The 24,304-nt window shown below is 33.6% G+C and carries 23 protein-coding genes and 1 pseudogene; 21 read left to right on the forward strand and 3 right to left on the reverse strand.

Going from position 1 to position 24,304, the window contains the following annotated elements; genetic code table 11:
• Nucleotides 1-3: 3 nt before the first annotated feature.
• Nucleotides 4-633 (forward strand): carbonic anhydrase family protein, encoded by a 630-nt coding sequence (locus ES724_RS14875; protein ID WP_146934364.1) that lies wholly within the window; start codon nt 4-6, stop codon nt 631-633.
• Nucleotides 634-819: 186 nt separating this feature from the next.
• Here ES724_RS14875 and ES724_RS14880 read toward each other — a convergent pair whose 3' ends face one another.
• A complete protein-coding gene (locus tag ES724_RS14880) occupies nt 820-2,292 on the reverse strand; it encodes a helix-turn-helix domain-containing protein (protein WP_146934366.1) in 1,473 nt (490 codons plus the stop codon).
• 119 nt (nt 2,293-2,411) lie between these two features.
• Here ES724_RS14880 and aceB point away from each other — a divergent pair, with 119 nt between their 5' ends.
• The 5 genes from aceB to ES724_RS14905 all read left to right on the forward strand — a co-directional run bounded on the left by aceB (nt 2,412) and on the right by ES724_RS14905 (nt 7,546).
• Nucleotides 2,412-4,010, forward strand: a complete 1,599-nt coding sequence (aceB, locus tag ES724_RS14885; protein ID WP_146934369.1) for a malate synthase A — start codon at nt 2,412-2,414, stop codon at nt 4,008-4,010.
• A gap of 72 nt (nt 4,011-4,082) precedes the next feature.
• Nucleotides 4,083-5,708 carry an isocitrate lyase gene (locus ES724_RS14890; protein WP_146934372.1) on the forward strand — a complete coding sequence of 542 codons (1,626 nt, stop codon included), beginning with the start codon at nt 4,083-4,085 and terminating at the stop codon, nt 5,706-5,708.
• A 78-nt stretch (nt 5,709-5,786) separates the two neighbouring features.
• The gene (gene rraA / locus ES724_RS16935) at nt 5,787-6,101 is read left to right on the forward strand and encodes a ribonuclease E activity regulator RraA (protein ID WP_146934375.1); all 315 of its coding nucleotides are present in this window, start codon (nt 5,787-5,789) and stop codon (nt 6,099-6,101) included.
• A 146-nt stretch (nt 6,102-6,247) separates the two neighbouring features.
• Nucleotides 6,248-6,361 (forward strand): RraA family protein, encoded by a 114-nt coding sequence (locus ES724_RS17040; protein WP_415686331.1) that lies wholly within the window; start codon nt 6,248-6,250, stop codon nt 6,359-6,361.
• Nucleotides 6,362-6,373: 12 nt separating this feature from the next.
• Complete coding sequence (locus ES724_RS14905; protein WP_146934377.1) at nt 6,374-7,546, forward strand: pyridoxal-phosphate-dependent aminotransferase family protein; 1,173 nt, start codon at nt 6,374-6,376, stop codon at nt 7,544-7,546.
• Nucleotides 7,547-7,633: 87 nt separating this feature from the next.
• Here the strand turns inward: ES724_RS14905 and ES724_RS14910 are convergent, their stop codons facing one another.
• Nucleotides 7,634-8,308: a TetR/AcrR family transcriptional regulator gene (locus tag ES724_RS14910; protein WP_146934380.1), complete on the reverse strand. Its 675-nt coding sequence runs from the start codon at nt 8,306-8,308 to the stop codon at nt 7,634-7,636.
• 160 nt (nt 8,309-8,468) lie between these two features.
• Here ES724_RS14910 and ES724_RS14915 point away from each other — a divergent pair, with 160 nt between their 5' ends.
• The 15 genes and pseudogenes from ES724_RS14915 to ES724_RS14980 all read left to right on the forward strand — a co-directional run bounded on the left by ES724_RS14915 (nt 8,469) and on the right by ES724_RS14980 (nt 22,776).
• On the forward strand, nt 8,469-9,239 hold the full coding sequence (locus ES724_RS14915) for a carbonic anhydrase family protein (RefSeq protein ID WP_146934383.1): 771 nt from the start codon (nt 8,469-8,471) through the stop codon (nt 9,237-9,239).
• Between the two features lie 132 nt (nt 9,240-9,371).
• Entirely contained in the window at nt 9,372-10,028 is a 657-nt protein-coding gene (locus tag ES724_RS14920) for a DUF2490 domain-containing protein (RefSeq protein WP_146934386.1), read from the forward strand.
• A gap of 214 nt (nt 10,029-10,242) precedes the next feature.
• A complete protein-coding gene (locus tag ES724_RS14925; RefSeq protein WP_170249909.1) occupies nt 10,243-11,052 on the forward strand; it encodes a universal stress protein in 810 nt (269 codons plus the stop codon).
• Complete coding sequence (locus tag ES724_RS14930) at nt 11,049-12,725, forward strand: cation:proton antiporter (RefSeq protein ID WP_146934392.1); 1,677 nt, start codon at nt 11,049-11,051, stop codon at nt 12,723-12,725. The genes ES724_RS14925 and ES724_RS14930 overlap by 4 nt, the downstream gene beginning before the upstream one ends.
• A gap of 244 nt (nt 12,726-12,969) precedes the next feature.
• Entirely contained in the window at nt 12,970-13,470 is a 501-nt protein-coding gene (locus tag ES724_RS14935; protein WP_211362772.1) for a YqhA family protein, read from the forward strand.
• A 166-nt stretch (nt 13,471-13,636) separates the two neighbouring features.
• A complete protein-coding gene (locus ES724_RS14940; protein WP_146934398.1) occupies nt 13,637-14,122 on the forward strand; it encodes a mechanosensitive ion channel domain-containing protein in 486 nt (161 codons plus the stop codon).
• A 1-nt stretch (nt 14,123) separates the two neighbouring features.
• Entirely contained in the window at nt 14,124-15,077 is a 954-nt protein-coding gene (locus ES724_RS14945; protein ID WP_146934401.1) for a calcium/sodium antiporter, read from the forward strand.
• Nucleotides 15,078-15,344: 267 nt separating this feature from the next.
• A pseudogene (locus ES724_RS16825) lies at nt 15,345-15,704 on the forward strand (GAF domain-containing protein); the annotation flags it as partial.
• 36 nt (nt 15,705-15,740) lie between these two features.
• Nucleotides 15,741-16,061 (forward strand): histidine kinase dimerization/phospho-acceptor domain-containing protein, encoded by a 321-nt coding sequence (locus tag ES724_RS16830; protein WP_246136891.1) that lies wholly within the window; start codon nt 15,741-15,743, stop codon nt 16,059-16,061.
• Nucleotides 16,062-16,070: 9 nt separating this feature from the next.
• Nucleotides 16,071-16,442 (forward strand): sensor histidine kinase, encoded by a 372-nt coding sequence (locus ES724_RS16835; protein ID WP_246136892.1) that lies wholly within the window; start codon nt 16,071-16,073, stop codon nt 16,440-16,442.
• A gap of 1,142 nt (nt 16,443-17,584) precedes the next feature.
• Nucleotides 17,585-18,151, forward strand: a complete 567-nt coding sequence (locus ES724_RS14960) for a Crp/Fnr family transcriptional regulator (protein ID WP_146934404.1) — start codon at nt 17,585-17,587, stop codon at nt 18,149-18,151.
• Between the two features lie 89 nt (nt 18,152-18,240).
• A complete protein-coding gene (locus tag ES724_RS14965) occupies nt 18,241-19,614 on the forward strand; it encodes a TolC family protein (protein WP_146934407.1) in 1,374 nt (457 codons plus the stop codon).
• A 23-nt stretch (nt 19,615-19,637) separates the two neighbouring features.
• Nucleotides 19,638-20,600: an HlyD family secretion protein gene (locus ES724_RS14970; RefSeq protein WP_146934410.1), complete on the forward strand. Its 963-nt coding sequence runs from the start codon at nt 19,638-19,640 to the stop codon at nt 20,598-20,600.
• A gap of 5 nt (nt 20,601-20,605) precedes the next feature.
• Entirely contained in the window at nt 20,606-21,790 is a 1,185-nt protein-coding gene (locus ES724_RS14975) for an ABC transporter permease (RefSeq protein ID WP_146934413.1), read from the forward strand.
• 23 nt (nt 21,791-21,813) lie between these two features.
• Complete coding sequence (locus ES724_RS14980; protein WP_211362773.1) at nt 21,814-22,776, forward strand: alpha/beta hydrolase; 963 nt, start codon at nt 21,814-21,816, stop codon at nt 22,774-22,776.
• 127 nt (nt 22,777-22,903) lie between these two features.
• Here the strand turns inward: ES724_RS14980 and ES724_RS14985 are convergent, their stop codons facing one another.
• Complete coding sequence (locus ES724_RS14985) at nt 22,904-23,938, reverse strand: AI-2E family transporter (protein ID WP_146934418.1); 1,035 nt, start codon at nt 23,936-23,938, stop codon at nt 22,904-22,906.
• Between the last annotated feature and the right edge of the window lie 366 nt (nt 23,939-24,304).

Raw genomic sequence — 24,304 nt, forward strand, 5'->3', positions numbered from 1 at the left:
ATTATGAAAGCACATACAAAAGAGACACAAGCTACAATGACCCCGGAGAAAGCATTAAACTTTTTAAGAGAAGGTAATGTTCGATTCCAAAACAATTTAAAAGCGAATAGAAATCTTTTGGAGCAGGTAAATGATACCAGCGAGGGGCAATTTCCTTTTGCTACCATTTTAAGCTGCATAGACTCAAGAGTATCAGCCGAGTTAGTTTTTGATCAAGGATTAGGGGATGTTTTTAGTGTGCGTATAGCAGGTAATTTTGTAAACCAGGACATCCTTGGAAGTATGGAATTCGCTTGCAAACTTGCTGGAACTAAATTAATTGTTGTTTTAGGCCATACAGCTTGTGGGGCGGTAAAAGGTGCTTGTGACGATGCAAAACTTGGAAATTTAACAAGTATGCTGGCTAAAATTAAACCAGCAGTAGAAGCCGTAAAAGAACCAAAAGATGCTAGTTTACGTAACTCTTCAAATTCAGAATTTGTAGATAATGTTTCAGCAAAAAATGTTCAGCTTTCAATAGATAGAATTATGAAAGAGAGTGATGTTCTTTCAGAAATGCAAAGCAATGGTGAGATAAAAATTATAGGTGCGATGTACGATATTAATACAGGTACAGTTGATTTTTATGAATAAATAAAAATAATAAGAAAGTTAAATTAAGTTTTAAAATAAAGATGGTAGCATTAACTCTAGGGTGATTGCTACCTTTTTTTGCTCAAGCTCAAGACAATAATCTTGGGAATTGCTAATTTATATTGCAGATAAAAAGTTAAATCAATATTTAACCTATAACCATATTTCAGGACAAGACAGCCAAGTCTAAAACTTAGCGTTTAATTCTTCAACAATAATTTCTATCTTTTTATTCTTAGCTTTTTTCTCTAAATAAATTGCCGATGTTTGCCTTACCTCACAGTCTTTAATAGCGCAACGTTCGCAGGTTACACCAACCTCTTGTTTTTTAATAGTCTTATCGCCTAAAAATTTCAACTTGCGCTCCAATTGCTTATTAATTAGTAACCCAATACTTATACTTCTATATTGATTGTTTCTAAAAGGATCTTTCGTAGCAGATGAGAGTACTAAATACTTTGTATCATGGCTTGGATAATTCGAAATTTGAATATCAAATTCATGAGAATTTTTACTTATACTAATATCTTTTAAAACTTTCAAGGACACCCAACGTCTGCAATAATGCTCATTGGTTTCATTGGCCCGAGGTGAATGCTGATGTGATAAATGAAGTTCCTTGTTTAAGTAAAATTTTTCGGAATCTGCTTTATGTGTAATCCTTAAAAAGAATAAATTCTTAATATTAAATGCTTTAGGCAAGATATTGGTTAAACGTTGATAGAATGATTCTGGTGAAGTATTGAAAGCTTTCAAAATTTGAAGAAATAGCGCTTTGTCAAAAGTTTCTTTTTCAAAAACTGTCTCTAATTGTAATGTTAATTCATCTTTAGGAATAACAAGCGCTCCAGCAAAATATGAGGCATAAAAATTATTGAGAACTTGGTCAAAACTTTCAAACTTTATCCAAGGAAATGTATACAAACGATCTTTGATTTCTAAAAAATTATATGCAAGTTCTTTTGCATATATAAAGGTGCGCTGAGCTTCATCAATCCCATTTGCCAATAAGAGAGTATGAGTTTTAGGAACAAAAACTGAACGTAAATTCCCTAAAGCTTCATATTTACTTAATTCATTTTCAATAATAGAATATCCATATTCCTCTATTAAAATTTCTTCCAAATCTTTTGAGGAAACCGTTTGGCGTAAATCTAATTGGTAGGCTTTCACAAATTTCAAAACACTTTGTTCTAAATCATCAAAATAATTATTATTTGCTTCTTGAAAGGACCTTAATGAAGCAAGAAAAAAACTTTCTCTGCTAAAACTATAATGTTGTGCAATTTCAATAATAGTACTTATAAATGCATTTACTTTTGCAGGAGCGTTAGCGACAATATCTATTAAAGTATTTTCCTTAATTCCAAAGAGTTCCAAAGGAATTTCCTTTAGTATTTTAGATTGCAACAGGTCTCCAATAGGTGCTAAATTTTTATCTAATTTTAAAGACACCATTTGGTCGTACGGCACATCCAATTTTTCGGAAAGTATCGCTATTTTATCTGGTTTCGGATATTTTTTACCATTCTCAATCTCATTTAAATAAGACTTAGATAAACCCGAAAGTTTAGACAATCCAAATAAGGATAATTTGTTGTCAGTCCTTATCTGCTTTAACTTTAACCCAAATATTAGTTTGATATAATCTTCCTTCATAATCACAAATATACGCTATTTTGCGAACATGCTTATTTTGCGAATATATACTTTTAGCGAACGTTCGCTTGTTTTTTAGAAAACTTTGTTCTAATATTGTCCTGTAAAACAATAAGACCATGGAACACAAAACTTTAAAACTACCTAAACTAAACTTTTCAAAAGATGTAAGTAATTACTATCCAGAAATTCTTACAGAAGATGCTTTAAACTTTATAGCCGCACTTCATGAAAAATTTAATGCGAGACGACTTTCACTTTTGGAAAAGAGATTGTTACAGCAAAAGGTTTTTGATGAAGGTAACTTACCTGAATTCCCTCAAGAGACTCAATCTATAAGGGAAAGTGATTGGACTGCGGGTAACATTCCTGAAGATTTAAAAGATAGACGTGTAGAAATTACAGGTCCTGTAGATAGAAAAATGATCATTAATGCATTGAACTCCGGAGCACGAACATTTATGGCAGATCTGGAAGATAGCACTGCTCCTACCTGGGAAAATGTTATTGAAGGTCAACAAAATCTAATTGATGCCAACAATAAAACCATTTCATTGGTAGATTCAAAACGAGGTAAATCCTACATACTGAATCAAGAAACTGCAGTTTTAATGGTTAGACCCAGAGGTTTACACTTAAACGAAAGACACATTCTAGTAAACGAAGAAGAAACTTCTGGAAGTTTGGTAGACTTTGGCCTTTACGTATTTCACAATACTCAAACCTTACTTTCCAACAATACGGCACCTTACTTCTACCTGCCAAAGCTAGAGCATTATTTAGAAGCACGTTGGTGGAATGATGTATTTACTTTTGCTCAAGACTATTTAGAGGTTCCTAAAGCAACTTTTAAGGCAACTGTTCTTATAGAAACTATTACTGCAAGTTTTCAGCTAGACGAGATCATTTTTGAACTTAAAGATCATATTGTGGGTTTAAATTGTGGTCGCTGGGATTATATATTTTCATACATCAAAAAATTTAGAAACCATCCAAACTTTGTGGTGCCAAACCGTGATCAGGTTACTATGACAACTCCTTTTATGGATGCGTATTCTAAGCTTGTGATTCAACGTTGTCATAAACGTGGTATCCTCGCCATTGGTGGAATGGCAGCTCAAATTCCCATTAAAAATGATGAATATGCAAATATTGTTGCTTTAGAAAAAGTAAGAAAAGACAAAGAAAGAGAGGCTAAAAATGGTCACGATGGTACTTGGGTTGCGCATCCAGCTTTAATTGAAGTAGCTATGGAAGAATTCAACAAACACATGCCATCACCAAACCAGTTACACGTTACTCGTGAAGATATCAATATTACAGAACAAGATTTAGTAGAAATACCAAAAGGAACTGTAACCGAAGCCGGAATTAGAAAAAACATCAACGTAGGTATTTTATATACCGAAGCTTGGTTGAGAGGTCAAGGTGCTGTAGCGCTTTACAACTTAATGGAAGATGCTGCCACTGCAGAAATATCCCGAACCCAACTTTGGCAATGGTTAAAAAACGAAGTTGTACTGGAAGATGGACGAAAATTTAATATAGAATTGTACATCGATTTATTCAACGATGAAGTCGAAAAAATATTAAAAGAGTTTGGAGTTGACACTATTAAAAATACCAAGTTTAAACTCGCTATAGCGCTTTTTGACAAATTAGTGTTATCAGAAAAGTTTGAAGAATTTTTAACGCTTCCCGCCTATCAATACCTATAAAAAACAATCCTGCGATTGCGGCAACAATCAACAGGATCTAATTATTAATAATAAATAACATATTACAAAATTATGAAAAATTTAGCTCACAGTAATTATCAATCTGCACTAGACACGGTTAGAAACCTTAAAGAAAAATACGGAGAAACCTGGAATGCAATCAATTCTGAAAGCGCGGCAAGGATGATTGCTCAAAATCGTTTTAAAACAGGTTTGGATATCGCTAAATATACAGCTGGCATTATGAGAAAAGATATGTCAGATTACGATGCAGATTCATCTAAATACACTCAATCACTCGGTTGCTGGCATGGTTTTGTGGCGCAGCAAAAAATGATAGCTGTCAAAAAGCATCATAAAACGACCAGTAAAAAGTACTTGTATCTTTCTGGTTGGATGGTAGCCGCATTACGTTCAGAATTTGGACCATTGCCAGATCAATCTATGCACGAGAAAACTGCTGTACCTTTATTAATAAAAGAAATTTATGATTTCTTACGTCAAGCAGATGCTATTGAGTTAAATGATCTATTTAATAGACTTGAAAAAGGAGAAGATGTGCAAGATCAAATAGATAATTTTGAAACCCATATAGTGCCTATTATAGCAGATATTGACGCTGGTTTTGGAAATGAAGAAGCGACCTATTTGTTAACCAAAAAAATGATTGAAGCTGGAGCTTGTGCTATTCAGATTGAAAATCAAGTTTCTGATGCTAAACAATGTGGGCATCAAGATGGAAAAGTTACGGTACCTCATGAAGATTTTATTGCAAAATTAAATGCAATTAGATATGCGTTTTTAGAATTAGGAGTAGATGACGGAGTTATAGTTGCAAGAACAGATTCTGAAGGAGCTAGCTTAACTCAAAAATTACCTGTTAGTCAAGAACCTGGAGATTTAGCTTCTCAATATTTAGCTTTTGTAGAAGCTGAAGAAATTGACGTAAAAGATGCTAAAGAAGATGATGTTCTTCTAAAAAGAGATGGGAAATTAGTACGTCCTGTAAGATTATCCAATGGTTTGTATAAATTTAAAGATGGCTCCAATATAGATAGAGTGGTATTAGATTGTATTACAAGTCTTCAAAATGGAGCAGATCTTTTATGGATTGAAACACCAACCCCAAATGTTAAGCAAATCGCTTATATGGTAAACAGAGTTAAAGAAGTAGTACCTAATGCGAAATTGGTTTACAATAACTCCCCATCTTTCAACTGGACATTAAACTTCCGTAATCAAGCATATGAAGAAATGCTTTCTGAAGGCGAAAATATGACCGCTTATGATAGAAATAATTTAATGGATTTAGAATATGATGGTAGTGAATTATGTCATCGTGCAGACGAGAAAATTAAAACGTTCCAAATTGATGGTGCAAGAGATGCAGGGATTTTCCATCACTTAATTACGTTACCAACCTATCATACTACTGCTCTTCATATGAACGATTTAACAAAGGGGTATTTTGCAGAAGAAGGCATGTTAGCTTATGTAAAAGGTGTTCAAAGACAAGAAATTCGCAAAGGCGTTTCTTGTGTAAAACATCAACGAATGGCAGGTTCAGACCTAGGAGATGATCACAAAAGCTTCTTTGCAGGAGATAAAGCTATAAAAGCAGGAGGACAAAAGAATACAAGTAATCAGTTTGAAATCAAAGAAACTGAAGCAAAGCCAGAACTTGTTCTAGATAAATAATTATTTTACTAATTGATCAAGGCAACATATAAAAGTGTTGCCTTAGTCAATATTAGTAAATTAAACACTACTTGTAGTATGTTTACAACAGCAGACCTTTGGGATGAGTATGAAGAACTTCTAAGATGTGTTGACTCAATTTTTAATCATTTTGGAAAGAAAAAAGCGTTTTTTGGAAAAATCACAACTCTAAAGTTGTTTGAAGACAACTCCTTAGTGCGAAAACAATTAGAATCTAACGGGAAAGGCAAAGTACTTGTCATAGACGGGGGTGGTTCATTGCGTTGTGCATTAATAGGTGATCAGCTAGCTGCACTGGCAATACATAATAATTGGAATGGCATTATTGTAAATGGGTGTATTCGTGATAGTCAACTAATTAATTCCATGTAAACAGGTATAAGAGCTCTAAATACTTCTCCAAATCAAGAACCTCGGGGCAAGCCCACGAGGTATGAATTGGAAAATACTTTTAAAAATTCGAGGCAAGTCTCGGGGAATTAAACCCTCAATGAGGGATTAAAAGTATTAAACGCAATATTGGAGAAATAGATATTCCAGTTAAAATTGGAGGTGTTTATTTTAATTCAGATGACTATATTTATGTAGATACAGATGGGATACTTGTTAGCAAACTTAATTTGAAGAAATAAATTAAAGGATAAATGAAAGGTAGAAAATTACTTATGATTCCTGGTCCTATTGAGTTTGAACCAGAGGTATTACAAGCATTGGGCATGTCTACTACTAGTCATGTAGCCCCAGATTTTATTGAGGTTTTTGGTAATAGCCTTGAACTGATGAGAAAAGTATGGAAGTCGCCAAAAGGACAAGCATTTATAGTTTCAGGAACCGGTACACTAGCTATGGATATGGCAGCAGCCAATCTTATAGAACAAGGGGATCGTGTATTGGTTATTTCCACAGGATATTTTGGTAAACGCTTTAAAGATATTTTGGATCGTTATGGTGCGAATACAACTATTTTAGAAGCTCCTTTAGGCGAAGTTGTACCCCTAGAAGCAATTGAAAAAGAGCTTAAAACCGGGAGTTTTAAAGCGCTGACTATTACACATGTAGATACCTCAACTGGAATATTGGTGGATCCGAAACCTATTGCGAAATTAGCCCAGAAATATAACACCTTAAGTATTTTAGATGGCGTCTGCTCGGTTGCAGGCGAAGAAATAAACCAAGACGAATGGGGGCTTGATGTTGTTTTAACCGGTTCTCAAAAGGCCATTGGTGTGCCTCCAGGACTCGCGCTTTTAATGGCATCGGAAAAAGCGATGGAAGTTTGGAAAAAAAGAAAAACGCCTGTATGCAATTATTACGCAGATTGGAATAATTGGTTGCCTATAATGACCGCTTACGAAGAAAGAAGACCTTCTTATTTCGGAACACCCGCAGTTAATTTAATTGTTGCATTAGAAACTAGCTTGAAAATTATATGTAAAGAGGGTATGGACAAAAGGGTGAAAAGACATCAACTTTTAGCAAAAGCCTTTAGAGCTGGAATAACTGCACTAGACCTTGAAATATTACCAAAAACAAAACAAATAGCAGCTAATACTCTTACAGCAGTTTACTATCCAAAAGGAATTGATGGCGCGGCATTACTTTCAAAAATAGCTAGTAGTGATGTTATAGTTGCTGGTGGATTACTTTCAGAAATAAAAACCTCCTATTTTAGAATAGGTCATATGGGCTCGGTATCATCAAATGATCTACTTGCAGTATTAGGTGCCATAGAACGTGCTTTATTAGAATTGGGGCAGAACATAGTTTCTGGAAACAGTTTACAAGCTTTTCAAAATGAACTTTTGAGATCTAATTAGACCTTCAAATACAAAAATGAGATGGACAATAAAAAATATAAAAAATCTATTGATTCTCGTAAGCTGCTCACCTGTCGGAATAAATTATTAGGACAATAATTTATCTGTAAAATAATTCAACATTATTTCTACTTCATCCACGGTATTTCCATAAACAGATATATCTGTAAGTCTTGGAAGATGTTTTGCGAAATAAATATGATTGTTGGACATTTCAAATAGGTTGCTGGCCAAAGCATAGGGATACTGGAATGTGGGATTGATTTCTGAAATTACCCCAGCAACCGTCGTTATAAGTTGCTTGTAATTTCTAAAATAACCTTTTCCGTATTCCTCATCCACGTCTTTTGTGCGATAGACTTTTATACCTTCTGCTATAATCACGCTGTGCAGTTTGCTTTTGTCCAAATAGTCAATGCTGGGGTTTTCAAAGGATGCAGAAACAAAGCAGTTGATAATTATTTCAAGTTTTCTCTTTGGGTCATTGATATTTAATGTGTTTATCCTAATTAAATAGGCTACCCATTCCCAATACCACGAAACCAGATAGATAAGCACTAGGTGTTTGTTTTCAAAATATCTGTAAACAGAGGACTCTGTACTTCCAATTTCCAGGGAAAGCTTTTTAAAATTAAAGGCTTCGAAACCTAGATCGCTCAACAACAAAATACTATGCTTGATAATATTTCTGCCCAAGACTGAATCTTGTGGATCCTTTAAGTATAGACCTTCGTTCAGTGCTATTTTGATTTCGATACCCATAATTACTCTATTCAGACACAAAATTAGCAATTGAAATTCATAGTAATGGCTATACTTTGAAAGTTTAATAATTATTTATGATAGGTTTACTATCATTATTAATAGTAATTATTATATTTGATCAGTTCACTTATAATAGTGAATCTCTAAAACACTAAAAATGAAAAGAATAAAAACCAAATTAGCATTTGCTGTAATGATGGTATTAAGCATCGCAGTGCTGTTTTCTTGTAAAGAAGAAAATAAGAATGAGAAAGAAATTGTAAGCACCCAAGAAAAAATTGAAGAACCTGTAACGGTAACTCATGTAATGACGAAGGAAGTTCAGGAAAGATTGACGCCACAAATGGTGATTGATGATTTTAAAGCCGGTAACGAACGTTTCGTGAATCAACAAACAACTACCCGTAACCACGGAGAGCAAATTCGTAAAACGGCATTATCGCAGTATCCAAAAGCTATTGTACTTAGTTGTGTGGACAGCCGCATTCCAGTTGAAGATTTATTTGACCAAGGTATTGGCGATGTTTTTGTTGGCCGTGTGGCGGGAAACTTCGTTAACGAAGATTTACTTGGAAGTATGGAATTTGCCACCAAAGTAGCTGGCGCCAAACTTGTTGTTATTATGGGTCACAAAAATTGTGGTGCTATTAAAGGCGCTATTGATAAGGCCGAACTTGGAAACTTGACGGCTATGCTCAAAAACATACAACCCGCTGTAGATGCGGTGGTAGAACCAAAGGACGAATCCCTTAGAAATTCACAAAACGATGATTTTGTAGACGCAGTTTCCGACAAAAACGTGCTGTTGAACATTGAAAAAACACTAGCTCAAAGCCCTGTGCTGGTAGAGATGAAGGAAAATGGTGAAATAGAAGTTGTGGCAGCAACCTATGACCTTTCCACTGGGAAAGTGACATTCCTTGAATAAATTGATTTAAGAGTGGTCAAAATAATTTAATTGCTTTGAATTAGCCTTTTTAGCGTAAATGACCACTCTTTCTTTTTTGCCTTTATTTAATTAACAAATAGACCTTCTTTTTAGGTTCATAAACAAAATAAAATGAAGAAATACTTTTTTTTATTAGCCTTTCTTTTACCTTTTTTAGCGAGTGGCCAAGATAGTAATCTTGGGAATTGGCTAATTTATATTGGAAATAAAAAGATAAATCAAAACTGGAATATCCACAATGAAGTTCAATATAGAAACTATAATGCCATTGGAGATTTGGAGCAATTATTACTAAGAACAGGATTAGGTTATACTTTCAATGAGGGTAACAACAATTTCTTAATTGGCTATGGCTATATTTTATCTGAAAACTACGTAGATAATAGTGACAATAAAACATCGATAAATGAGCATCGCATTTTTCAACAATTCACTTCAAAACAAAACGTAGGAATTATAAAAATAAATCATCGCTATCGTTTTGAACAGCGCTTCGTTGAAGAGGATTATAAAATGCGATTCAGATATTTTTTAAGCCTGAACATCCCCTTAGTGAAAGCGGATAATGATAGCAAACATTTATATCTGTCAGCCTATAATGAAATATTTCTAAACACAGAATCTTCGATATTTGATAGAAATAGGCTTTATGGTGGTATTGGCTATCACTTAAATAAGAATATAAGACTAGAGCTGGGTTATATGAACCAGTTTTTTGAAACAAGTAGTCGCGATCAAATTAATATTATAACATTCGTGAACTTTTAGCATTGTAGTCTATTATACCTGCAGATACCACCGGTTAATTGCAAATACCAGGCAATTTAGTATAAAGTGATAATTAAGAGACCATATAAAAAACAACTAAACCGACAATCTCTATAGCTATCGGATTGCTTCCCCTACTTAAGGCTTCATGCATTGACCCCTAGTCGGAACCGTAATATTGAATAACCGTTCAAAAACAAGAGACATGGACAAAATGAACAGAATCACAGTTTTAGTTGACTTTTCAGAGCATTCCAAGAATCTAGTCAATTTTGCATTTGGCCTTTCTGAAAGCATTAAAGCCAAGGTCTTATTTATACATAAATATACCTCTATGGTACCAGGAATGACCGATCAGGATACCCGAGATGAGATAATGCGCACTAACAAGGAGGAAGCCCATGCCAAGTTATGGAAGTTGGTTAAAAACAGGGTCTTTAGCGAAGATTCCATCCATGTAAGCCCTAAACCGATTCTTACAATACTGAATGAACTTAAAGCCGATCGCTATTTTGACTGGGTATTGGCTGGGCTAAAGGGCACTGGTGCATTAAAACGCCTATTCATTGGCAGCACTACCGTTTCAATTATTGATAATTCTGATCATTTAACCATAGCTGTTCCGATAAACATGCCCATATCTATACCAAGAAAACTTTTAGTAGGAGTCAACCCCCTATTCCCGTTAAATCAACACCAGTTTAGCAACATGCTAAGGACACTTGCCGGGAAAGTTCAAGAGGTGGAATTTTTTTCTATTGTTAAAGATGGTGAAAATGAAGATAAGGCTAAAGATCAACTCAACAGATTACGTAAAGAATATGATGCGTATAATTCAAGCATTTCTTTATTCAAAGGAGAAGATGCATTTAATGGATTGAAAGCTTATCTAGAGAAGACTCCCGATTCCTTTCTGGTGCTTCAACAAGGATCTCGCTCCCTTCAAGACAAGCTTTTCAGAAAATTTATGATCAATGAACTGGTATATAGCGGGCAAACTCCATTAATTGTTATTTCAAAATGAATTGGCTCTACTCCATTATAGGTAATCCGTTTTTTGAATTCACGGTCATATTGGCTCTAGCTGCTGTTTTGGGTGCTTTAGGACAATTGTTAAAACAGCCGTTAATCGTGATGTTTATTGCTTTGGGTATTATTGTAGGCCCCTCTTTCTTCGACATTGTTCAATCTCATGACCAAGTACACTTACTCGCTGAAATAGGCATTGCTTTACTCCTTTTTATTGTTGGGCTCAAACTTGATTTAAGAATAATAAAATCGGTAGGAAAAATAGCCTTACTCACAGGATTGGGTCAAGTAATATTTACCTCGCTTATTGGTTATTTTATAGGAATATTATTAGGATTTTCAAGTTTACATAGCTTCTATATTGCAGTTGCACTAACCTTTTCCAGCACCATCATCATCGTTAAATTATTATCAGACAAAAAGGAAATTGATTCTCTTCATGGGCAGATCGCCATAGGATTTCTGATTGTGCAGGACATAGTGGTCATTCTGGCAATGATTATCTTGTCTGCCATGCAAAAAGGCGATGAAACCTCCCTCACACAGGATGTTATCAAAACTTTAATTGCCGGAATCGGCTTATTGGGCTTCACTTTTTTGGCATCGAAATGGGTCATTCCAAAGATAAGTCACCTACTGGCAAAGTCGCAAGAATTGCTTGTACTTTTTGCCATTGCTTGGGCAGTTTCACTTGCTTCAGTCGGTGAACTTATTGGATTTAGCCGGGAAGTAGGCGCTTTCCTTGCTGGTTTAAGCCTGGCATCGGCAGACTTTAAAGATGCACTCAGCAGTCGTCTTGTGAGTCTGAGGGATTTCTTGCTTTTATTCTTCTTTGTGAATCTGGGAGCCAACCTGGATCTCTCCCTAATTGGGGGTCAGGTATCTTCTGCCCTTGTATTTTCCACATTTGTGCTTATCGGTAATCCTATTATCGTATTAATTATAATGGGAATCATGGGGTATAGAAAGCGTACATCTTTTCTCGCAGGACTAACCGTTGCCCAGATTAGTGAGTTCTCACTGATTTTTGCTAGCCTCGCATTAACCGTTGGGCACATCACAGATGAAATTGTTGGTCTGATCACTTTGGTAGGTCTAATCACAATCGGGCTTTCCACCTACCTTATTTTATATTCTCATCAGATATATAATTTTATTTCACCTGTTCTTTCTGTTTTTGAACGAAGTAAGATTTCTGAAAATGATAGTTTGTACTTAGGCTTAGAAAAGTATGATGTAATTATTTTCGGTTTAGGTAGATTTGGCTACCGCCTTGCAGAAAAATTAGACGAGCATCCTAATATTTCTTATTTAGGTATTGATTTTGACCCTAGAACTATTAAAGAATGGAGGCAAAAAGGAAGAAATGTAAAATATGGTGATATAGAAGACCCTGAACTGCTTGAGCAAATTCCCTATCAAAGTAGTAGTTATATTATAAGTACAATATCCGATATTGATCATTCACTAATTTTGATGAATACATTAAAAACAAACCAATATGGAGGGAAACTCTTTATAACAGCATTGACCGAAAAAGACTATCAGAAAATGACCAAATATGGAGCAGAAAATATTCTAAGACCTCATCAAATGGCAGCTTCAAACTTTTACAATTTCTATTTAAAAAATGGATTTGAAAAAATACTTGTTACTAACACTATATAAGCCAGATTCCTCATGAATTACTGAAGCAGTAAATTTTTGCACCAAAGAAATATCCTTCTTAAAATACGAAATTTGACGAGTTCAAATACTGAAATAAAGTTGCCTTGGAAATTTAAAAAAAACAATACAAAACCTAAAAAGTCATTATTAGCCGCAAGAGCAAGAATCAAGCTTTCAAATAAAATTATGCCTCATCAACTAAAATTGGTAATTTAACATATACATCATTGCCAAATTTAACATTATGAAAAAACCATTTTATATGTTTCGCTATTTTAGTTTTATAGCAATTATTTGTTCTTTATTAGGTTCTTTACTCCTTTTTTTTATTGGTGCTTGGAAAACCTATAACGCAATTAAAATACTTTTTTTTGACTATATCCCGAAAGGGAGCGAACATTTGCATTACACAGATATTGCAACTATATATATAATGAAATCATTGGATACATTCCTAATAGCTTTGGCATTTTTCATCTTTGCTTATGGTATTTTTGCATTATTTATTTCTAATAAAAATGATATTGAAGACAAGGGAGTATTAAAATGGATTAGTATACCAAATATTGAACATTTAAAAACCGTACTTGCAAGAGTCATTATTATTATTCTATTTGTTATTTTTCTTGAGATCATAATCGAAAATATTAACGATTTGAAATGGGAATTTTTGATAATTCCAATCTCTGTTCTCCTATTTGCACTTGGATTAAAATTTTTAAAATCAGATAAAGAGGAGCATTAAAAAACTATTAAGCCAAGAGAAAACAAGGTTTATAAATTATGGTTTGCTCTGTCTACTCTAAGAAAATTATACAGATTTTCCAGAACCATCAATAATTTAGAGAGGTTACTGCCGAGAAACGTCAAGGCATATTCTATAAGCAATAGCCAATTAAAAAGTCATCTATATGGAAATTAGAATAATAGAAACCATAATTGCAATTGTCTCCTTCTTGATTTTCAGAATTTTAACTATAAAATTTTTTGCAAAAATTCAGAATACATATAATTATTCGAAATACAGGGTAAGACCTATTTTAAAGTTTATTAATATATTCATTCTTATAACACTTATAATTGTAATAATAGCAATTTGGGGAGTTGAGCAGGCAAAGCTTTTGACTTTCATTACTTCTGTCCTCGCCGTTGTTGGTATAGCATTATTTGCCCAATGGTCTATACTTTCTAACATATCTTCTGCTCTAATCATTTTTATAAGCCATCCTGTTAAATTGGGAGAATCAATTACAATTATTGATAAGGAATTTGATATTAAAGGACAAGTGTCCGACATAGGACTATTCTATGTAATTTTGAAGACAGATACAAATGAAAAGATTATGATTCCCAACAATGTGTTTCTACAGAAAGCAACAAAAATAAATAATCAATAATATGGTTATTTCATTAGTATTGATTGTAGTTGGATTTGCAGGTTTAATTTTTGGAGCGAATTGGCTTGTTGATGGAGCATCAGGCTTGGCAAAAAAGTACAATATTCCTGATTTGGTAATCGGTTTGACCATTGTCGCATTTGGTACTTCCGCACCCGAATTAGTTGTTAATTCAGTAGCTTCATTAGACGGACTTTCAGATATAGTTTTGGCAAATGTAATTGGAAGTAATAATTTCAACTTATTTATAATTTTAGGAATCGCTGGTTTAGTTTATCCAATTACTGTACAATCTTCAACCGCTTGGAGAGAAATCCCAATATCCCTGATAATTACAGTAGTTTTATTTGGACTTGCAAACGATTTTTTTATCAATCAAAACTCGGAAATATCAAGACTTGACGGAATTATTTTACTCCTATCTTTTATAAGTTTTCTGTACTATATATTTAAACAAATGAAAACGGAAAAAACTGAAGTAGTTCCATATACTCAAAAGTCAAATATTAAGATTTGGAGTTTAATTCTAATTGGTTTTAGCGGACTAATCATTGGAGGAAAATTAGTTGTTGATAATAGCATAGGTTTAGCCACAGATTTTGGAATTAGTCAAAAAATAATTGGATTAACCATAATTGCTGCTGGCACATCATTGCCAGAATTAATAACCTCAATAGTTGCTGCCCTTAAAAAGAATAGTGACATAGCAATTGGTAATGTTGTTGGTTCAAACATATTTAATATTTTGCTTATACTTTCAATTAGCTCTTTAATAAATCCCATAAAATATAATCAGATTTTCAATCAAGATTTTGCTATACTGATTGGAGGAACAGTTTTCCTAATAATTGCAATGTTTACAGGAAAAAGAAAAAAACTTGACAGATGGGAAGCATTAATATTATTAGCATTTTATTTGATATATACTGTTTATCTGGTAACAAAAGAATTATAAAAACTCAGCACAAGATCGGTTATATCAAAAAGCTGGCATTTCAGTGAAAAGTGATATATTCTAGTCCAAATATCAAAACACTAAGTCTAAAATCGCGAGAACTATCGTTAAGTGTCCCTACTGCACGCATCTTGGATTAACCAAGACCTTTGGTAATCATTAAACATATATAATGTTAAAACCAGAAGTACACGAGAACGAGAGAGATTAAAAGACTTAGAATCATATTCTATACTCGATACTCTTTCAGAAACTGATTATGATGATATAACTGCTATTGCAGCAGAAATATGTGGTACTGAAATTTCTTTAATTAGTTTAATTGACGATAAGCGTCAATGGTTTAAATCTCATCATGGCATAGACGTAACAGAAACACCAAAAGATTATGCCTTTTGTGTTCATGCTATAAATGATCAAGAAAATGTATTCATTGTTCCAGATGCCAGGAGAGATGACCGATTTTATGATAATCCATTAGTAACCAGCGACCCTAACGTGATATTCTATGACGGTGTTCCTTTAATCAGCCATAATAGGCTTCCTCTTGGCAATTTGTGCGTGATTGACCACGAACCAAAATTATTAAGTCAAAGTCAGATAAAATCCTTGAGAGCCTTAGGACGTCAGGTGATGAATATATTAAATCTCAGAAAAACTAAATTGACCCTAGAAAAAACCTTACTAAATTTAGAAGAAAAAAATCTAGAATTAGAGCGTTTTGCATATGTCGCTGCGCATGACCTTAAATCTCCACTAAATGGCATTAACAGGCTGTCACAATTACTTTCTGAAAATTATAGGTCTCAGGTTGATAATGAGGGCAAGGAAATCATCATCTTAATTGCAAAATCCAGAGATAAACTAGGAAAACTTATTGACAGATTACTAGAATACAGTAGAAGCGAGAATGTATTAAAAGAAAATAAATCCCAGATAAATATTAACAGTTTAATAGATGACTTTTCTGGACTTTTTGTTTAAGAGCGAAATTTGAAACTTAAATTAAATTCTTCAATTACTGATATTGTAATAAATAGAGCTGCTCTTGAGCAAGTTTTGATAAATCTTATTACTAACGCGATCAAATATAATGATAAGAAAAATGTTGAAATTGTAATTGGGCTGGCAGCTTCAACAACACATTACGAGTTTTATGTTCAGGATAATGGATTAGGAATAGCTTTAGAACATCAGGAAAATATTTTTGATATTTTTGAAGTTCTTGGAAATGAAGATAGGTTTGGTATGAAAGGCAACGGAATAGGTTTGGCAACAGTAAAGAAACTAATAGAAAATAGTGGTGGCTCACTAAAAGCAGAGTCAGAACAAACAAAGGGAGCCAAGTTCATATTCACATTTTAAAAATAGGGATTGCCAACATCAGTTACTTTCAAATAGCAGGTATATAATTATGTACCTTTTTTCACTTTAAAAATAATAATTCAAACCTAAGCTAGCTATTGGTACTCACCCCTGCTCCATGCCTCTTGCGCTTGGCAAGACCATTGGCAACAAGCTGAAAAGAAACACGAATAAACAAAATTAGTTACCTGTTTAATATGGACTATTATATTTATGCTTTTCATGTCAAAAACATAAATTGAGTAAAAATGCCAATAGTCATTAAAGCATATAAAACACTTCGATAAGTTGAAACAAATTTAATGGTCAAAAAAAGCGTGGACCAATAATCTATGTGGCAAAAACATGTATCTTTAAATTCATAAAAGTGGAGACTAGAAATCACTTAAAAAACGGGGCGAAACCGAAAAGCCAAATGATTAGGAAATTATCATAAGTAAAAAAATGTTTAAAAAATTTAACTTAACCGACAAGTTGCTTTTTCTAGCAGCAATACTTTCGCTTATTTATTCTGAGATTTTATTTTTTAGTGGCCACCAAAACCAAGCTATTTTTATTGGTCTCTGGGTTCCTTCATTACTGTCTTTTGGAATATACTTACATCTAATAAATAAAGAAAAATGATTGAATTTATACCATATTTTGCAGGAATAGTTACCTTATTGTTTGGATTTGCGTTTGCTTATGCCATAACTGCACATATTAAAAAAGACAAATAAAACCAGACCGTAACAATACTTACCCAAAAGTGGTTGAAAAGTGCGATTACGGAAATTCATGGATTTAATATAGTTTCATTTGACTCGTGCGGAATAAAGGCTACATAATTCTAAACAGTTATATATAAAAATGACAGATTAACTAGATGTTACAGCGAACCATTCAAATTAAAAATCTCATCTAGACTAAGTGCTGGAAAACATACTAAGTATGAATTAGGAGAACTCTATGGGATTGCACCCTCGACCATTAAAGAATGGGTCAGTAAATATAAACCTAAAGGCATAATGAACACAAGGGTTATGGTAGAAACAAAAGATTATCTAACACGGGTCTAAGCACTCCAAAAGAGATTTAGCAGCTTAAAAAACGATTTTAACCTGTAGCCATATATCAGGGCGAAAATTCACAAAATAGTATTTATGATTACTGATTCCCTTCTAAAGTCCGTGCCTTTTTCTCACGACGAACTCAATGAAATTCTAGCTCAATTTGAAAAAGAAAATGTCAAAAAAAATGAGGTGCTACTGAATAAGGGTAAGGTTTGCAATAAATTATATTTTGTAGATAAGGGTATTGGAAGAAGTTTCTACCTAAAAAATGATGGGAAAGAAGTGACTCAATGGTTTTTTGGAAATGGAAGCTTTATGTCTAGTGTAGACAGCTTCTTCCAGCAAAGCCCAAGTTTTTATTCTATAGACATTATAGAAGATTCAGTTTTATACAGTATTACTAAAGAAAGAATGGACTTCTTGCTAGCTAAATATCACCATATGGAAAAATTTGTCAGACTTTTAACCATAGAAACGCTTGCCAAATTTGTCCAAAAACTTAATGCACTTCAGTTCCAAACAGCAAAAGAGCGCTATAATTATATGCTTACTGAATATCCTGAAATTTCGCATCGTGTTCCTTTAGGCTATATATCTTCATATCTGGGCATGTCCCAAGAAACACTTAGCCGCATAAGAAGTAACGGTTCACCCTAAGACGGATGATTTTCACTTTTTGATATAGGTCAAAAGAAATTAATAGCATCTCTAATACCTTTGTACTATTAATAATAAAATTATCTATTATGAAAAACAACCAATCACGACTAAGCATAATTCTTCTTGCTTTTGCATGTTTTTTTTCATCAATTTCTATAGCTCAACAACTAGACCCTGAACTTAAGGATCTTATAAATAAAGGCCTTAATAAAAGTCACGGTGTTAAAATCCAATATTTTAATGCAGAGCAAGCTCAAGTAGATCAAAAATTGGCTAAGTCTGTTTTCCTGCCTAAAGTTACATTTAATGGAAGTTATACCAGATTAGATGATAATATTTCCTTTGATGAAGACACTCAAAATCTTTTAATCTCAACACAAAAGCTGCTAATTAAAGAGGCTGCCGGTATAGCATTTAATAGTCCATTCCCTGCTGGCATTCCCCTAGCTCCTGTTCCAGATTTGCAAAACAAGAATATCCTGAAATCTTCTATGGATGTAGATTGGGTATTATTTAGCGGATTTGAAGCCAGCAATGCACTTAAGGCAAGTAAGCACAAAGAAGCATCTATAAATTATTTGGCTATGGCCGAAAAGGATAAAATAGCTTTACAAATAATAGAGACTTATGATAAACTCGCATTGGTTTATGCATCTAAACGTGTACTAACTACTTCTGAAAATTTCTTGGACGAACAAGAACATTACGTGAGAAAGGCCATAGAATATGGTTTGGCAACACCCATTGGCCGAAAGAAAATTGAACTAGCACAGCAACAATTGGCCGGAAAAATGTTGGAATTTAATCAGAATAAAAAGTTATTAATAGAAGTACTTCACCAACTCACTAATGAAAGCAAGGAGAAATTAACGCTGCTTAATCCCCAGTTACAACCTTTTACTGCAGACTCATTATCAAAGACTGAAAAGCGAAACGAAATTAAAGCTCTTGAAGAGGCCGAAAAAGCAACACTTTATAAAGCTAAAATGGAAAAAAGCAATTTTATACCTAAGCTTGCTTTAAAAGGTCATTATGAATTTTTAGAAGAAGATCTATCCTTGTTAGATCCAGTTTGGTATTTAGGTGTTGGTGTAAAATGGAATGTATTTGACGGTAACCAATCTCATTTAAAAAGTGAAAAATCATTAATAGAAGCTAAGAAATATAGACAGCAATTAGAAGAAGCCGATGAAATGATCGCCTTAAGCATCATTAAAGCGGAATTATCCTATGAAGCTTCCTTACAAAATACTGAAATGATCCAGAAAGAAATTGAACTGGCAAATGACACTTATGAAATGATTGATAAGCAATATAGAAATGATCTCGCTTCGATAAAAGAGGTACTAGATGCTTTGAATGATGTGGAAAAAGCAAATTTTAAATTACAACAATCATATTATGATCAACGAAGAGCTGTTACAAATCTTCTTAATGCTAAAGGAACACTTAATTACTAAAATAACCTGATAAAATTTTAAAAATGAATTCAATTACAAACATAAGTATTCTTTCCATCTTAATGATGTCGTTAATTTCCTGCGGAAATGATGATACAATTACAGATTACAGAGGACAGGTGAAGTTTGAAACTATATCAGTAAGTAGTAAACTTGCCGCAAGGATTAGCGAAATTTACGTTGAAGAAGGCCAAACAGTAAAAAAAGGAGATACGCTGGCATATATGGATATTCCGGAGGTGAATGCAAAAATGATGCAGGCCGAAGGCGCTATAACTTCCGCAAAAGGTCAATTAAATATGGCTTATAATGGTGCAACTGCAGATCAATTAAATCAAATTGATGGTCAAATTGATGCAGGAAAAGCACAATTAAACTTTGCTCAGGAATCTTATAATAGACTGCAAGCCATGTACAAAGACTCTCTGGTAAGTTTGCAGCAATTTGATGAAGTAAAAATGAAGCTCGAAATGGCAAAGGCACAAGTTGCATCATTAAATGCTAAACGCAAGGAAGTAAACAACAGTGCACGAGTTGAGCAAATTGATCAAGCTAAAGGTCAGTTAGATCGGGCTGTAGGTGCTAAAGAAGAAGTACTTTCTGCAGCAAACGAAAAATTTTTAATTGCACCTACAGATATGACCATTGAGACTATAAGTCTTCAAGAAGGTGAATTGTTAACCCCTGGTTTTACATTGTTCAACGGTTATCAAAAAAGTAGCTTGTATTTTAGATTTACAGTGCCAGAATCAAAAATATATGATTTTAAAGTTGGTGAAAAAATAACGTTAGTCAACCCATTTACAGATCAAGAAACGGAAGGTGAAATTGCTACTATAAAACAATTGGCTAATTATGCTGATATTACAAGCACTGCGCCTTTATATCAGCTATCCGAATCCATATATGAATTGAAAGTTGTTCCTACTTCAAATGGAGCTGATCAATCATTTTTTCTAAATGCAACCATTCTTATTAAGAAATAAAAGCTATGAAAGATTTTTTTAGACTGGTAAGAGTAGAGTTCTCACGTATTTTTTCAAATAACGTGTTGCTTGCCATTTTTATTGGAGCACCTATATTCTATGGATTTATATTTGGTTATGTTTATCAACAAGGGAAAGTAGTAGACTTACCTATAGTCATAGTAGATCAGGACAACAGCCCTACTTCAGATAAGATAATTGATGCTTTTTCAGATAATGAAGTTTTATTGGTTAGCGATGTTCGCTATACTCCCGGAAATATTTTAGCTGAAATGCCAACGGAACAATATGCTGCGGTTATTACGCTGCCAACTAATTTTGAAGCCGATATATTTCAAAAAAGACATCCTGAAATACGAGTTGATTTGAATATGGCAAATATGGTAAATGCCAACACTGCCAGCAAAAGCATACAATCTGTTTTAATGACACTAAATGCAGGTATTGAAATAGAAGGTCTAAAAAAAACCGGGCTTCATCCTACTCAAGCTGCTGCGGCATATGAAAGTTTTAAGATCAATTTTAATAAACTATATAATTCTACGGGCAACTATGTAACATTTATGTTGCCCGGAATGCTCGCAGCTATTATGCAGCAAATTATCTTTTTGGCCATGGCTTTGGTTTTTTCCCGGGATTTTGAAGACGGCTATTTTGGAAATCTAATTCAGGAAAGCAAGTTTTCTATATATCATATTGCAGTTAAATCTTTTCCATTCCTATTGATGATACCAATAATGTGGGCCATAATAAGCATGTTCATCCCCTACTTTCAAATTGATGCAGATGTATTTAACTTTCCCATGCTAATTTTAGTATCGCTCTTATCATTAGCCTCTATGTTTATAGGAATGTTGTTTTCAATTGCTATTCCAAGTCAATTAAAAGCGACAGAACTTTTAATGGTTATTTCTACTCCTGCTTTTGTTCTTAGTGGATTCACATGGCCAAGCTTAGCTTTTCCTGATGCTATATCTAGTGTAGCGCAATTTATTCCGTTGACACAGTTCTTAAGTGCTTTTAGAAAAATAGCTTTTTACGGCGGGGACATATCCTCCATTGCTCCAGAAATCAATATTTTACTAATCATTATTTTTATCACCTTTATTGCTATGCTATTATTGCTTCAACTTAAAATATATAGGTATCGTAAAAATCCAAAAAACTCACTAACGACAGTACAAGACTAATTAAAATGCAAGAAAATAAATCTATGGACAATACACCCCAGGAATATCATCCTGATGTTCTGGGTGATGGATTTAAAAAACTGAAACTAAAGCTTTCCAATGATTATGAAGGTGAAGTGATTGCTACATTAATACGTCGAATTTCCGATAATAAATTAGAGAAGGCAATCCTCTATGTCCATGGTTTCAACGATTATTTCTTTCAGAAGGAATTGGCTATAAGATTTAACCAACAAGGATATAATTTTTATGCACTGGATTTAAGAAAGTATGGGAGATCTTACCTGAGTCATCAAAAATTTAATAACGTCCGTTCCATTTTAGAATATGATGAAGAATTAGACCTTGCCTTGCAAATCATTAAATCTGAAAACAACCATCAAGTAATTTTAATGGGGCATTCAACCGGAGGGCTTATAACCACCAATTACGCTGTTACTCATTTAAATAGCAAGTTATTTCATGGGTTGATTTGTAACAGTCCTTTTTATGAATTTAATTTAAACTACTTAGAGAGGACAGTTGGTATCCCAATACTTTCATTTATTGGTAAATATTTGCCTAATATTCCTATATCAGGAGGGTTTTCAGAACTCTATGGATATAGTCTTCATATAGAAAAATATGGGGAATGGAACTATTCTCTTCTTTGGAAACCACATAATATTCCGAAAGTGAATCTTGGTTTCATTAGAACTATTCGAAGAGCACAATTAAATATTCGAAACAAATCCATTGTCAATGTACCCACACTTGTGATGCACAGCGATAATTCTGTCTACGAAAAATATTGGTCTGAGAAATTTAAAGAAGGAGATGCTGTTTTGAATGTGGATCATATTAAAGAAAATGCCCACAAATTGAACGGTGGAGTAAGTATTCTGGAAATTGAAAACGGAATGCACGATTTGGTTCTTTCAAAAAAGGCAGTGAGAGAAAAGGTATACTCTAAGATATTTGCATGGCTCGATCACAGCATTTCTTAATACTTAAAATAATACCCTGATTGAAAGCCATTTCCGCTTATCATGCCCATCTCCTCAATTGATATAAATGGAATGTTATCGCGCACCTCGCTCTATTTAAGTAGAAAATATAAAGTTGAAAACACAGCTATTGTTCCTTTTTTTCAATTAAATATGCATAGGCCTCCATTCCTTTAGTATGCTCGAATATGACGTTCAGAACACCGATTATGGGCAGTGCAATAATGGCACCTACAATTCCCCAAAGCGCCGAAAAAAGAATAATACCAAACACCGTGATAAACGGATTCAAGTTTGTTTCGTTACCTATAATCCAAGGAGTAAGAATATAATTTTCCACTAATTGCGTTACGGAAATCACACCAATTACAATAAGTGCAGGGGTTGCGCCTGAGTACAAAAACGACAAGATTACTGCAATACCGCCGCCTATAATATTACCAACATAAGGTATTATTGAAAAAAGCGCTGCAAATACAGCCAAAAACAGTGCATAAGGAACAGAACCTAGGCTAAAACCAAGATAATAGATACCGAATAAAAAAACCATAATCTTAGCTTTCCCAAAAAGATAATCACTAATTATTTGTGCTGAGTTTCTTAAAAGGGATGTCATTGCAGAAGGGTTCGAACTAAGTTTTTTAAAGAAATTGATAAACATTTTCTTCTGCATCAATAAGAGGACTATATACACAAAAATTAAAAGTGCTTGTGACAGCAAACCCATTATAGAAGACAAAAAGAAACCTGCCAGACTTTCCGCTTTTTCAATCAACCTTTTGTTATTTGCGATATAATCCTTGTAATTCCAATTCAAATTTTTGCTAGCCCATTGAGAAAAGCCATTCAGTTTTTCAGTAGCTTTTTCCTTTATTGTAGGCCAATCGCCTGCCATCGTATTTATCTGTGAGCTTATTAGCCATGTAAGCAATACAAAAATCACTATCATTAAAATAATAGACAATGTTATAGACAACCAGTTTGGCAATCCCCACTGCTTTAGTTTTTTGTTGGGTTTGTCTAAAAGAATAGCAATAATTGCAGCAACGATCAGGGGCAATATAATGCCGGATCCAATATAAAAAATAGTCAAAATACTTCCAACAATAAGGAACATTTTTATCAAATAATTGCCGGAAATACTTATTTTGGAATCACTCATAGGTTGGTTTTGGTTAAAAATTTGATTTTTTAGCTCTAAATTTCTTGTAAATTTAGCCGAAATTTTTCTATTCTCTCCTCGGCGCTTTCATTTATCCTGATGTCTTTGCAAATTTAAAACTCTCTTTACTTCACTTCTTCGAGTTTTTGGTACTTTAATTGATTTTTCTCTAAGCTCCAAAATAGGAGAGTTTTCTCAAATAAAATTCATACTAAGTATCATTCTTGAAAAAGAACTAATAAATCATTGTCGTCCGACAAAAGATATAAGATCGCTGCGCTGCTAGATTCAAGACGTAAGACTTTATTCCAACTAATTGAAAATCACTATTTTAATATGTATAAATTTTTCAAAAAAGAAAAAATA

Origin of the sequence: Gillisia hiemivivida (assembly GCF_007997295.1) — a bacterium.
GTDB classification, from domain to species: domain Bacteria; phylum Bacteroidota; class Bacteroidia; order Flavobacteriales; family Flavobacteriaceae; genus Gillisia; species Gillisia hiemivivida.

Excerpts from the sequence above, each read along its gene's own strand:
- ES724_RS14875 (WP_146934364.1), top strand. The coding sequence starts at position 4 with ATGAAAGCACATACAAAAGAGACACAAGCTACAATGACCCCGGAGAAA.
- ES724_RS14880 (WP_146934366.1), bottom strand. The coding sequence starts at position 2,292 with ATGAAGGAAGATTATATCAAACTAATATTTGGGTTAAAGTTAAAGCAG.
- aceB (WP_146934369.1), top strand. The coding sequence starts at position 2,412 with ATGGAACACAAAACTTTAAAACTACCTAAACTAAACTTTTCAAAAGAT.
- ES724_RS14890 (WP_146934372.1), top strand. The coding sequence starts at position 4,083 with ATGAAAAATTTAGCTCACAGTAATTATCAATCTGCACTAGACACGGTT.
- rraA (WP_146934375.1), top strand. The coding sequence starts at position 5,787 with ATGTTTACAACAGCAGACCTTTGGGATGAGTATGAAGAACTTCTAAGA.
- ES724_RS14905 (WP_146934377.1), top strand. The coding sequence starts at position 6,374 with ATGAAAGGTAGAAAATTACTTATGATTCCTGGTCCTATTGAGTTTGAA.
- ES724_RS14910 (WP_146934380.1), bottom strand. The coding sequence starts at position 8,308 with ATGGGTATCGAAATCAAAATAGCACTGAACGAAGGTCTATACTTAAAG.
- ES724_RS14915 (WP_146934383.1), top strand. The coding sequence starts at position 8,469 with ATGAAAAGAATAAAAACCAAATTAGCATTTGCTGTAATGATGGTATTA.
- ES724_RS14920 (WP_146934386.1), top strand. The coding sequence starts at position 9,372 with ATGAAGAAATACTTTTTTTTATTAGCCTTTCTTTTACCTTTTTTAGCG.
- ES724_RS14925 (WP_170249909.1), top strand. The coding sequence starts at position 10,243 with ATGAACAGAATCACAGTTTTAGTTGACTTTTCAGAGCATTCCAAGAAT.
- ES724_RS14930 (WP_146934392.1), top strand. The coding sequence starts at position 11,049 with ATGAATTGGCTCTACTCCATTATAGGTAATCCGTTTTTTGAATTCACG.
- ES724_RS14935 (WP_211362772.1), top strand. The coding sequence starts at position 12,970 with ATGAAAAAACCATTTTATATGTTTCGCTATTTTAGTTTTATAGCAATT.
- ES724_RS14940 (WP_146934398.1), top strand. The coding sequence starts at position 13,637 with ATGGAAATTAGAATAATAGAAACCATAATTGCAATTGTCTCCTTCTTG.
- ES724_RS14945 (WP_146934401.1), top strand. The coding sequence starts at position 14,124 with ATGGTTATTTCATTAGTATTGATTGTAGTTGGATTTGCAGGTTTAATT.
- ES724_RS14960 (WP_146934404.1), top strand. The coding sequence starts at position 17,585 with ATGATTACTGATTCCCTTCTAAAGTCCGTGCCTTTTTCTCACGACGAA.
- ES724_RS14965 (WP_146934407.1), top strand. The coding sequence starts at position 18,241 with ATGAAAAACAACCAATCACGACTAAGCATAATTCTTCTTGCTTTTGCA.
- ES724_RS14970 (WP_146934410.1), top strand. The coding sequence starts at position 19,638 with ATGAATTCAATTACAAACATAAGTATTCTTTCCATCTTAATGATGTCG.
- ES724_RS14975 (WP_146934413.1), top strand. The coding sequence starts at position 20,606 with ATGAAAGATTTTTTTAGACTGGTAAGAGTAGAGTTCTCACGTATTTTT.
- ES724_RS14980 (WP_211362773.1), top strand. The coding sequence starts at position 21,814 with ATGGACAATACACCCCAGGAATATCATCCTGATGTTCTGGGTGATGGA.
- ES724_RS14985 (WP_146934418.1), bottom strand. The coding sequence starts at position 23,938 with ATGAGTGATTCCAAAATAAGTATTTCCGGCAATTATTTGATAAAAATG.